13 protein-coding genes are annotated in these 11,291 nt (G+C 32.7%); 10 read left to right on the top strand and 3 right to left on the bottom strand.

What is annotated here, in order from left to right:
* Nucleotides 1–5: 5 nt before the first annotated feature.
* The 5 genes from NQQ59_RS21005 to NQQ59_RS20985 are packed head-to-tail and all read left to right on the top strand — an operon-like array spanning nucleotide 6 to nucleotide 3,045.
* On the top strand, nucleotides 6–575 hold the full coding sequence (locus NQQ59_RS21005; protein ID WP_144215177.1) for a 4Fe-4S dicluster domain-containing protein: 570 nt from the start codon (nucleotides 6–8) through the stop codon (nucleotides 573–575).
* An 11-nt stretch (nucleotides 576–586) separates the two neighbouring features.
* On the top strand, nucleotides 587–1,096 hold the full coding sequence (locus NQQ59_RS21000; RefSeq protein WP_144215176.1) for a QcrA and Rieske domain-containing protein: 510 nt from the start codon (nucleotides 587–589) through the stop codon (nucleotides 1,094–1,096).
* A gap of 18 nt (nucleotides 1,097–1,114) precedes the next feature.
* On the top strand, nucleotides 1,115–1,366 hold the full coding sequence (locus NQQ59_RS20995) for a DUF6755 family protein (protein WP_144215175.1): 252 nt from the start codon (nucleotides 1,115–1,117) through the stop codon (nucleotides 1,364–1,366).
* 30 nt (nucleotides 1,367–1,396) lie between these two features.
* Entirely contained in the window at nucleotides 1,397–2,422 is a 1,026-nt protein-coding gene (locus NQQ59_RS20990) for a 2-hydroxyacid dehydrogenase (protein WP_144215174.1), read from the top strand.
* Nucleotides 2,423–2,448: 26 nt separating this feature from the next.
* The gene (locus NQQ59_RS20985) at nucleotides 2,449–3,045 is read left to right on the top strand and encodes a hypothetical protein (RefSeq protein ID WP_144215173.1); all 597 of its coding nucleotides are present in this window, start codon (nucleotides 2,449–2,451) and stop codon (nucleotides 3,043–3,045) included.
* 4 nt (nucleotides 3,046–3,049) lie between these two features.
* Here NQQ59_RS20985 and NQQ59_RS20980 read toward each other — a convergent pair whose 3' ends face one another.
* Together NQQ59_RS20980 and lysS are read right to left on the bottom strand one after the other, a co-directional pair.
* Complete coding sequence (locus NQQ59_RS20980; RefSeq protein WP_186296583.1) at nucleotides 3,050–3,187, bottom strand: hypothetical protein; 138 nt, start codon at nucleotides 3,185–3,187, stop codon at nucleotides 3,050–3,052.
* A 114-nt stretch (nucleotides 3,188–3,301) separates the two neighbouring features.
* The gene (gene lysS, locus NQQ59_RS20975) at nucleotides 3,302–5,002 is read right to left on the bottom strand and encodes a lysine--tRNA ligase (RefSeq protein WP_144215172.1); all 1,701 of its coding nucleotides are present in this window, start codon (nucleotides 5,000–5,002) and stop codon (nucleotides 3,302–3,304) included.
* Nucleotides 5,003–5,280: 278 nt separating this feature from the next.
* Between lysS and NQQ59_RS20970 the strand changes: the two genes are divergently transcribed.
* The 4 genes from NQQ59_RS20970 to lipB all read left to right on the top strand — a co-directional run bounded on the left by NQQ59_RS20970 (nucleotide 5,281) and on the right by lipB (nucleotide 8,371).
* Nucleotides 5,281–6,006, top strand: coding sequence for a hypothetical protein (locus NQQ59_RS20970; RefSeq protein ID WP_144215171.1), 726 nt, complete (start codon nucleotides 5,281–5,283; stop codon nucleotides 6,004–6,006).
* A 61-nt stretch (nucleotides 6,007–6,067) separates the two neighbouring features.
* On the top strand, nucleotides 6,068–6,850 hold the full coding sequence (locus NQQ59_RS20965) for a hypothetical protein (protein WP_144215170.1): 783 nt from the start codon (nucleotides 6,068–6,070) through the stop codon (nucleotides 6,848–6,850).
* A gap of 67 nt (nucleotides 6,851–6,917) precedes the next feature.
* On the top strand, nucleotides 6,918–7,667 hold the full coding sequence (locus NQQ59_RS20960; RefSeq protein ID WP_144215169.1) for a hypothetical protein: 750 nt from the start codon (nucleotides 6,918–6,920) through the stop codon (nucleotides 7,665–7,667).
* Nucleotides 7,668–7,672: 5 nt separating this feature from the next.
* Entirely contained in the window at nucleotides 7,673–8,371 is a 699-nt protein-coding gene (gene lipB / locus NQQ59_RS20955) for a lipoyl(octanoyl) transferase LipB (protein WP_144215168.1), read from the top strand.
* Between the two features lie 59 nt (nucleotides 8,372–8,430).
* Here the strand turns inward: lipB and NQQ59_RS20950 are convergent, their stop codons facing one another.
* Entirely contained in the window at nucleotides 8,431–9,096 is a 666-nt protein-coding gene (locus tag NQQ59_RS20950) for a ribonuclease HII (RefSeq protein WP_144215167.1), read from the bottom strand.
* Between the two features lie 170 nt (nucleotides 9,097–9,266).
* Here NQQ59_RS20950 and NQQ59_RS20945 point away from each other — a divergent pair, with 170 nt between their 5' ends.
* Nucleotides 9,267–11,252 carry a putative porin gene (locus tag NQQ59_RS20945; protein ID WP_144215166.1) on the top strand — a complete coding sequence of 662 codons (1,986 nt, stop codon included), beginning with the start codon at nucleotides 9,267–9,269 and terminating at the stop codon, nucleotides 11,250–11,252.
* Nucleotides 11,253–11,291: the final 39 nt, after the last annotated feature.

The following is an 11,291-nucleotide window of genomic DNA, read 5'->3' as shown; positions in this document are numbered from 1 at the left end:
AAAGTATGAATGTGACGAATTATAATAAAAACGAAGAGTTTTTTGTAGACTTACAAAGATGCATTGGCTGTAAAGCTTGCGAAATGGCGTGTGCAGAATGTGAAACCAATGGTCAGGAATCAATGATTCACGTTAATTATGTAGAACGCGAAGTTACGATTCAAACCACGGTTCAGGTTTGTATGCATTGCGAAGATCCAGTTTGTGCCAACGTTTGTCCAGCTGATGCGATTTCGCAAGACGAATTTGGCGTTGTTCATACCGCAAATACAGAACGTTGCATCGGCTGTTCCAACTGCGTAATGGCTTGTCCTTTTGGAGTTCCTAAGAAAATGGAAGAATACGATTTGATGATGAAATGTACCATGTGTTACGACAGAACGAGTGTTGGGAAAAAACCAATGTGTGCAACAGTTTGTCCAAGCGGTGCCTTATTTTACGGAACTCGTGCTCAGATCGAAGAAATGCGTCCGAATAGTACGCCTGTAAATTCATTTGTTTTTGGTAAAGAAAGAGTCAACACAAAAGTGAATATTATGATGCCAAAAGGAAGCACCGAATTAAGAATATTCTAAATCTATAATCCATGTCTAAAGAAGATAATTTAAAAGAAAACTGGAAGAAAGATTTTCCATATAGAAAACAAGAATCGATGCAAGTCAGCCGACGCGATTTTGCTAAATTCCTAACCTTGGTTTCTGGTGGATTAATGGTGGGAAGCGGTTTGGTTGCTGCAAAGGCATATTTATTACCAAGCGAAGGAGTTGTAGGCGAACATTTTGTATGCGAAGTAAAAGATATTCCGTTAGGCGGAACAAGAGGTTTTGTGATTGAAGGAAGTGCAATTCCGTACATATTAGTACATTTAGAAAGCGGGATGTTTAGAGCTTACGAACAAAAATGTACGCATCTTTCTTGTGCCGTTTATTACAAACCAGGAACGGGAATTATTCATTGTCCGTGTCACGAAGGTTCTTTTGATGCTTTGACTGGAGATGTGATTGCAGGACCTCCGCCGAGAGCACTGCCACAATTAGAAGTCTTTTTAAAAGGGGAAAAGATTTTTGTAAAAGCATTGGAAAACAAAGAAAGTTAATTGCTTAAGAAATATATTATGAGTACATTTAGAAAAAGCCAAAACCAAGCCAATCCAAATAAACTGAATGTAATTTTATCGACATTAATATGTGTTTTGATCTTAAATGTAAGTCTTCAAATTTGGTTGTTATATGCAGCTTTAAATAATGCATTAGACAATAATAAAGAAATTTTGATTCCAGCATTTGTTGGTTCTCTTATATTGTTTTTAATTGGTTTTGGATGGTTGTATTATTTACCTAAAGGGAATTTTAGAAATAATACCTAAGAGACGAATCAAAATTTTAATGAAATATTTATGAGCTTAAATACCAATTTCGGCAATAGTAAAATTGCTTTTTTTTCTACACAACCTTACGATAAAACGTTCTTCAATCAATACAATGCTGATTTTGGTTTTCAATTGAATTTTTTTGAAACACAGTTAAATCCACAGACTGTTGCCTTAATCGAAGAGTGTGAAATTGTTTGTGTTTTTGTAAATGATATTGTAAACGAAACCGTCATCAAGCAATTAGCAGAAAAAAACGTAAAAATAATCGCCTTACGTTGCGCTGGTTTTAATAATGTTGATTTAGAAGCTGCAAAAAAGCATAATATAAAAGTTTGTCGTGTTCCTGCTTATTCTCCACAAGCCGTTGCAGAACATGCCATGGCCATGATTTTGACTTTAAATAGAAAAACACATAAAGCCTACAACAGAGTTCGCGAACAGAATTTCTCTTTAAACGGATTATTAGGTTTTGATTTATTCGGAAAAACAATCGGAATTATCGGAACTGGAAATATCGGAAAAGCATTTTCTAAAATTGCACTAGGCTTTGGCTGTAAAGTCTTAGCCTATGATATTGTAGAAAGTGACGAAATGAAGAAAGACGGCGTTTCTTTTGTTGGATTAGAAGAAATTTTCAAATCAAGCGATATTATTTCATTGCATTGCCCATTAAACGATCAAACAAAACATATTATCAATCAGACGTCTATTTCTTTTATGAAAGAAAGCGTTATGATTATCAATACTAGTCGTGGCGGATTAATTGAAACTTCATCAGTTATTGAAGGTTTAAAGGCTGGAAAGATTGGTTATCTCGGAATTGATGTTTACGAACAGGAAGAAAAACTATTCTTTAGAGATCTTTCTGCCGATATTATTCAAGACGACGCAATTCAGCGTTTAATGAGTTTTCCGAATGTTTTGGTAACAGCGCATCAGGCATTTTTCACCAATGAAGCTTTAACACAGATTGCATTAGTGACTTTCAATAATATTAAATCTCTTTTAGAACAAAATGATATTGAAAATAAAGCAGCATTATTAGTTTAGAAAGTAATAATTAAACGAATCAGATTATGAAAAATAAAATGCTAATTCTAATCGGAATTCTGGTTTTGTCTTCTTGTCAAAATAAGGAAGAGAAAAAAAATATCATCAAAACAATTGTTCAAGATACCTTATCAAAAACACTTGGAGGAACAGCAGATTTAAGTGACGTTTCTGAAAAAGATAATAAAGCAGTCGAATTAATCCAGAAACAATTGCAGGTTTTATTGAAGAAAGATTTACCAGCAATGACAAAAGAGGATCGTTATTTCTATTACGAAGCTTTCGATTTAAACAACGATCAAAAGGATGAATATTTCGTTGGTTTCTCTAATTCTTATTTCTGCGGAAGCGGAGGCTGTTCAGGTTATATTTTAAACAATGATGGAAGCGTAATAAATAGTTTCTCTGTGACCGATTTTCCAATTTTGATTACAACAGAATCTTCAGAGAAATTCTATAATCTTTTAATGAAAAGTGGAGGAACCTTTCATCTCATAAAAATGAAAAACGGAAAATATCCATCAAATCCTTCTGTAGAAGAAAAATGGAAGGGCGAAGTTCCAAAGGAAAGCACTTCTGTTTTGGATATTCAAGGAAAGACATTGGAAAAGTATTCGTTTTAAGCTTTTAATTTGAAAGCCATTCTAGGTCTTCTTTATCCAAATCTTCTTGTGAAATAACTCTTCCGTGTTTGATGTCTTCTTCACTTTCTTTAAGCATATCCAATTCATGCTGGTCAAATTGGTAAATATAAGATGCGTTCATAATTAATTATTTTTATTTACGAATTTAAATAAAAACCCGACAGGTTTATAAAAGCCTGTCGGGTTTGAAATATTATAAAATCCAGTTGGAATTTGGAATTTTTAGGATTGGAATTTACCCAACAAGTTCCACAAACTTAAACTCACCATCCACAACAACTTTAGTCAAACCATGTTTAGATAAGTTTTTCATAGAAGCATCCCATTTTTTACCGCTTAAGTTAGCTGTAATTTTAAGTTGTCCTAAATCCATTCTATTTTCATTTCCTTTCAATAAATCAACAATAAATTTCTCTTCATCAGAAAGTTCAATTGTTTGTTTTTTCTCAGGACGCATTTGCGGGAACAATAAAACTTCTTGAATAGAAGCGTTATTTGTCAAATACATAATCAAACGATCCATTCCAATTCCCATTCCAGAAGTTGGAGGCATACCGTATTCTAAAGCTCTTAAGAAATCCTCGTCGATAATTCCATTAGCTTCGTCATCACCTTTTGCAGCCAAACGCATTTGATCTTCAAAACGCTCTCTTTGGTCAATTGGATCATTTAATTCAGAATAAGCATTTGCGATTTCTTTTCCGCAAACCATTAATTCAAAACGCTCCGTCAAATCTGGATTATCACGGTGCTCTTTACAAAGCGGCGACATTTCTTTTGGATAATCAGTAATGAAAGTTGGCTGAATATAATTTCCTTCACATTTAGCTCCAAAAATCTCATCAATCAATTTTCCTTTACCCATTGTTTCGTCAACCTCGATTCCCATTCCACGTGCTGCTTCAAACAATTCTTGTTCCGTTTTACCAGAAATATCAAAACCAGTAAAATGTTTGATAGAATCAGTCATCGTAACACGAGCATAAGGTGCTTTAAAGTTGATTTTGTGTTCTCCAAAAGTAACTTCGCTAGTTCCATTTACAGCAATTGCACAATGCTCTAATAAGCCTTCTGCAAACTCCATCATCCAGTTGTAGTCTTTGTAAGCTACATATATTTCCATTGCAGTAAACTCAGGATTATGCGTTCTGTCCATACCTTCGTTACGGAAGTTTCTAGAGAACTCATAAACACCTTCAAATCCACCAACAATTAATCTTTTCAAATACAATTCGTTTGCAATACGCATGTAAAGCGGTATATCAAGCGAGTTGTGGTGCGTAATAAACGGACGTGCAGAAGCACCACCAGGAATTGATTGCAAAACCGGAGTATCAACTTCAAGGTATCCAGCATCGTTAAAATAACCACGCATTGCAGTAAATAACTTAGTACGTTTTATAAAAGTTTCTTTAACCTGAGGATTCACCGTTAAATCAACATAACGCATTCTATAACGTAATTCAGCATCGTTAAAAGCATCGTGTACATTTCCTTCCTCGTCAACTTTTGGCAACGGAAGCGGACGTAATGTTTTACTCAAGAAAGTAAAACCAGTCGCACGAATACATTGTGCACCAACCTGAGTAGTAAACAATTCACCTTCAATACCAATAAAATCACCTAAATCGGTTAATTTTTTGAAAACTTGGTTGTACAAAGTTTTATCGTCACCTTCGCACAAAACATCGCGATTTACGTACAATTGAATACGTCCTTCGCTGTCTTGTAACTCAGCAAAACAAGCTTTACCTTGATCACGAACACTCATTAAACGTCCCGCAACGATCACCTTCTTACCCTCTTCAAACGTTTCCTTTATCTGCTTAGATGTATGATTTACAGGAAAAAGATTAGCCGGATAAGGATTGATTCCTAAGTTGCGTAAGTTCTGAAGTTTTTCTCTTCTAATGATTTCTTGTTCTGATAATGCCATTTTGTGCTATTTTTTTAAGTGTGCAAAGATAAAATTTTTGTTTCAAGTTTCAACTCAAAGTGTTAAGGTTTTTTGCAGCAGAAATTTCCGTTTTTTCAAGAACGTTTTGTCCCGCTATTCGCTTGTATCTTTTCCTTGCTAAAGAAGCAAGAAAAAGGATACCGCTTCTATCGGGGCTAGAGTAGAAGTTTTTGTTTTCAAAAGACATTTTAGTTAGAATTAAATGAGTGAAAAAACTTACTATATTAGCTGCTCAAAACTTAGATTTTTAATAAGACATGAAATATTTACCCTTTTTTCTCCTATTGCTTTCTTTTACAAGCTGTCAAATTACAGAAACAATAACAATTCATTCAGACGGAAGCGGAGACGTTGAGGTTGTGCAGCTTCGAGAAGAAAACAGTTATATGCAAATGGTAGGAGAAGAATATTCTAAAGAAAATGTTTTTCAGGATACTACTTATGTTTTCAAAGATTATATAGCCAAATACAAAGAGAATTTTCAAAAATATACAGTAGAAGAACAGCAGTTATTTCAAAAATATGCAAATGTAAAGACGTATATTAAACGAAGTTCATTCGAAAAAGAATTCAGATCTGTTTTTACTCTTCATTTTAATAAAGTTTCAGAAATCCCAGATTTATTTAAAACGGAAGATTATGCATCCGATATTCAGCATAATTATGCTTTGACAGCCGAAAATCATTATTTCAGAATTGAATACGCTTTTGATGGAAAAGTTTTCAAACGATCAGTTTCCATTATCAATACAACCGAATTTGAAAAAGCAAAAGGCGATTCAGAAAGATTTAAAGCTAAATATGGTGATGCGAAATTGACACAATCTTATGTTTTAAAGTATCATTTTCCTCAAAAAATAAAATCGGTTTCAAATTCAAAAACAATTATTGCTTCAGACCAAAAATCTTTGACTATAGAATTTAAGCTTGCTGATTGTATTAAAGATCCTCAAAGCACAAATCTTGAAGTAATTTTAGAATAAAAATCTAAATAATTTACAAAAGAAAGTATCTTCGTTCGCTCATCAACCTAAATCTAAAACTATGAAAAGAATGTTACTTTGTTTGTTCATTGCGTTAAGTATTTCCAGTTGCACCATTAAAGAAAAAGTAACCATAAACGAAGATGGTTCTGGATCTTTCTCCTACGGATTTGACATGGCAGGCATGTACAAAATGGGAATGAAGAGTTCTGATACTTTAAAAAATAAAAAAGTTATAGATACCACCTTCAATTTCAAAGAACTTTTCGACAAAGCAAAAGACAGCATCGCCAAATTGCCACCCGCTGAAAAAGAAATGCTTAAGGTTCTTGAAAATTTTAAAATCAACTTGAAAATCAACGAAGAGAAAAAGCAAATGGAGTATAATATGGCTTTTGATTTTCCGAATTTAGATAGTATTCAAAAAATGGCTTCTCCAGCTCAAGCGATGGAAAAGCTAGCATTATCTGATAAAAAAAATCTTGGAGCTTTAAGTGCTGGCCCAAAATCAGAAAGTAAAAATTCGGCTTCTTTTAAGTATGATGGAAAAGTTTTTATTAAAACAATCACATCTTCGGAAGACACTAAAAAAGCTCTTCCAAAAGCTAAAAGTAAAAAGAAAGAAAAAGACGAAAATGATCCTTTTTCTGCCAAAATGAATGAAATGCTAAAAGAATGCAAATATTCAATGGAATATCATTTTCCAAAGAAAATTAAAACTGTTTCTTTAAAAGGTGCTGTAATTGCTCCAGACAAAAAGAGTTTTACTTACGATGCACCATTAGAAAATATGGAGGATAGCAATAATATGGAAGTTGGTTTTAAAGTAACTTTTGAAGATTAAGCACTAAGATTGTAAAACAGTATTCTTTCAAATAGAGTTTGTATCTTTGATAAAAAATTGTACTCCGATGAAATTATACAAATTACTTAGTTTTTCTTTTTTAATAGCAACATTAACGAGTTGCACCTTCACAGAAAATATTTACATTAACGATAACGGAACCGGAAAATTCTCTGTAGATATGGATGGTTCTGCTTTGATGGAAATGGCTGGAGACCAAATTGCTGGTCAAATGGGAGATACTAAAAAAGATATTGACTCCACTTTTACATTCAAACAAATATTTGAAGAAAAAAAAGACAGTATCGCTAAATTGTCTCCTGAAACTCAAAAAGAACTTAAGAAATTGGAGAATTTTGTTGTTAGTACAAAAATGAGTTCAGAGAAGAAACAGTTTTTAATGACAATGGGAACTGATTTTAAAAATGTAAATGAACTGCAGGATATTCTTCAAACTTTAAGTACATTCCAAAGATTAGAAGGAGGAGCAAATGCAAATCCGCTTGGAAATGGTTTTGGAGACAATGGCAGTAAATTAGTTTATACTTATGATGGGAAGAAATTTACAAGAAAAGCAACAATAGATCAGCAAAAGCTGGCAGCAAAAGCTAAAGATTCGGCTGCAGATATGTCTAAAATGATGTTTGCTTCGTCTAATTATATTGTAAAATATCATTTCCCAAAAAAGATTAAGAAAGTTTCTAATCCGAACGCATTGTTTAGCGATGATCGAAAATCAATTACAATTCAATACTCTTTTACGGATTATATGGAGAATCCTGACAAACTTAACTTTGATGTTGAGTTTGAAAAATAATTAAAATGAATAAAAAAATCCAACTTCAGGATCTGGGCAAAAAAGATTATAAATCGACCTGGGAATATCAGGAAGAAATCTTCAAAGATATAGTCGATTTAAAAATCAAGAACAGAAGAGAAGAACTAGACCTGCCAACACCAAATTATTTATTATTTGTTGAGCATCCACACGTTTATACTTTAGGTAAAAGCGGTGATTTGGAAAATTTATTATTAAACGAAAAACAATTAGAAGCCAAAGGAGCGACTTTCTATAAAATCAATCGTGGTGGAGATATCACGTATCATGGACCAGGACAAATTGTAGGATATCCGATTTTGGACTTAGAAAATTTCTTTACCGATATTCATAAATACTTACGTTTGCTAGAAGAATCAATCATTCTGACTTTGGCAGAATATGGTTTAGAATCGGGTAGAAGTGAAGGCGAAACAGGCGTTTGGCTTGGTGTAGGAACTCCGTTTGCACGTAAGATTTGTGCAATGGGCGTTCGTGCCTCTCGTTGGGTAACCATGCACGGATTTGCCTTAAACGTAAATGTCGATTTAGGTTATTTTGATAATATTATTCCGTGTGGAATTCGCGGAAAAGGTGTGACTTCTTTAAATGTAGAACTTGGTGTTGAAAAAGTAGATGAAGAAGAAGTGAAATCTAAAATCATCAAACATTTTACGGAGCTTTTCGAAGCCGAATTTGTTTAAGAAATAAAAGTAAAAGATCTAAATAGAAAAGACTTATCATTTTTAGATAAGTCTTTTTTTTATTGAAACAAATCAAGTTCTAGTTGATCCGGTAAAAGTCTGAAACTCATTCTGTGATATTTTGTAGTTCCAAATTCTTTAATGGCTTCTCGATGTTCTTTGGTTGGATAACCTTTATTTTTTTTCCAGTTGTACATTGGAAATTCTTCATGAATTTGATCCATGTATTCATCACGATACGTTTTTGCCAAAACAGATGCGGCAGCAATACTTAAATATTTTCCATCCCCTTTTATAATACTTTGATTTGGAATCGATTTTAAAAGAGTAATTTCATCCTGAGAAAATTGTTTTCCAAAAACATTTTTAAGTCCAAGTTTGGCATTTAAGGAACGATTTCCATCCACAATAATAAATTCAGGGACATGTTTTAATTTTAATATACATTCCTGCATTCCTTTCATAGACGCATTAAGAATGTTTATTTCATCAATTTCATCTGGAAATAAATGCGTCACGGCAAAACAGAGTGCTTCTTTTTCTATAATTGGTCTTAAAAGTGCTCTTGCTTTTTCAGATAATTGCTTACTATCATTTAAGATTGTATTCTCAAAATCAGCAGGAAGAATTATAGCAGCGGCAGTAACCGGGCCAGCCAGACATCCTCTTCCGGCTTCGTCTGTTCCAGTTTCTAAAACAAATCCTGAGAAATTTTTTTCGAGCATTTTTTTAGGTTTTTAATAACAAATTAGATGAAATTTTCAGCAAAAATATTCGTTTTCGTACTGTCAGCCAAGGCAATTGTATAAAATGAAGTGTTTTTTTCTTTATTTGTTTTTATAATTTACCTTTGCTTAGCAAATTTTGTCAAAATAAATTTATACAAAGCCATCAAATGAGAATATTCATTTTTCTATATCTATTAGTTGTACCAACGTTATTGTTTTCTCAGGAAAAAAAGCCAGCTTCTAAAAATAATTTAGATATGAATACGGAATATTCAAGTATTACGGATACCGTAAAAAAGAAAAAGCAAAAAATAGCGACGATCGATCAGTATAAAATTGTCACTTTGGAGCACGATACAATTTATGCTGATACATCGCTAACAATTAAAAGTGCTTACAGACAAAATCATCTTAGAAAAGATCTTTTCGGATATCAGGAATTCTCGAATATTGGGCAGCCATTGAATACCTTACAATATAGTTTAACGAGTTTTTCTCCTTATCCGGAAATTGGTTTTAACGGAAAACATTTTAATTATATGCAGGCAGATCAAATCAGATATTACTCTGCTGCAACTCCTTTTACTGAATTGTTTTTTAATACAACAATTAATAAAGGTCAAAATGTAGATTCTTTTATCACTTTAAATACTTCCAAAAACCTGAATTTTTCGATTGCCTATAGAGGTTTAAGATCTGAGGGAGATTATATTAATCAATTAGTTAGTGCAGGGAGCTTTAGATTTACAACGAGTTATGCTACAACCGACAAACGTTATGCGATAAACGCACATTTTACTTCTCAGGACGTTTTAAATGAAGAAAATGGCGGTATTACAAATACTGATAATTTTGAAAGCGATAATAAAGACTATAAAAACAGGCAAAGATTACAGGTTTATTTGACCGATGCAGAATCTCTTTTAAAAGGAAGAAGACTGTTTTTTGATCATGCATTTAGAGTAAATCCGACAGATGGAAGTAATAATTTGTATGTAACTCATCAGTTCAATTACGAGAGTAAAACGTATGAATATAAGCAACCAACAATACTTTCTACTGTTACAGATAGTAATAATGCTAGTACGCGAGTAGCACGATTTGGAGATTCTTATGCAGCAAGTAATATTAATGATAAGACAAAGTATGAAAGGCTTTATAATAAAGCTGGACTAGCCTATGAAAATTCACTTTTAGGGAAATTTAACTTCTTTATTGATGATTACAGATCAAATTATCAATACGAGCGAATTATAATTGATAGTTCAGGGCATGCTGTACCAGCAAATTTGTATTTGCAATTTAATAATGTTGGAGGGCAATACGAATATCAGAAAAACAAATGGAATGGTCGATTTTTGTACTCCAGATCAATTACGAATCAGTCACTTTCTGATTTGGATGCGAAGCTGCGATACGATTTAAATGATAAAATTAAGTTTGATTTTAGATATCGAAACATCAATAAACTACCAAACAATAATTACAATTTATATCAAAGTAGTTGGGTAGAGTACAATTGGTCAAATGATTTTAAAAACGAAAAAATTAATTCGCTTAGTGCTGAAATTCAGACTCCTTGGTTGACAGGACAAGTTCAATATACGGTTCTTAATGATCATTTGTATTTTGCTAATGTTGGTACAGATGCACAAAAAGCAGCCAATATTCAAATTGTTAGACCGCTTCAATATGGGAATGTGATTAATTATTTGGAAATAAAAGCAAGTCGTGAGTTTAAATTTGGTCATTTTGCATTAGACAATACACTTTTATATCAAAAAGTAGATCAGTCCGACTTGATTTTAAATGTTCCTGATTTTGTAACTAGAAACACATTTTACTATTCAGGTCATTTCTTTAAAAAGGCATTATTTTTGCAAACGGGACTTGTGTTTAATTATTTAACTGAATATTATGGAGATGATTATAACCCTGTTATTGCTGAGTTCTTTGTGCAGCAAAATAAAAAAACAGGTGGTTTTGCAACATTTGATTTCTTTTTAAATGCAAGAATCCGTCAGACAAGATTTTATTTAAAAGCAGAGCATTTTAATGCATTGTTTTCACAAAGTAACTATTATGCCACGCCAAATAATCCGTATCGTGATTTTGTATTGCGTTTTGGTTTGGTTTGGAATTTCTTCCAATAAAAACCTACTTTAATTTTAAAACCACATAATAAACTTAAA

Origin of the sequence: Flavobacterium panacis (genome assembly GCF_024649945.1) — a bacterium.
Lineage (GTDB): Bacteria > Bacteroidota > Bacteroidia > Flavobacteriales > Flavobacteriaceae > Flavobacterium > Flavobacterium panacis.
This window is presented reverse-complemented; position numbering and strand designations above follow the sequence as displayed.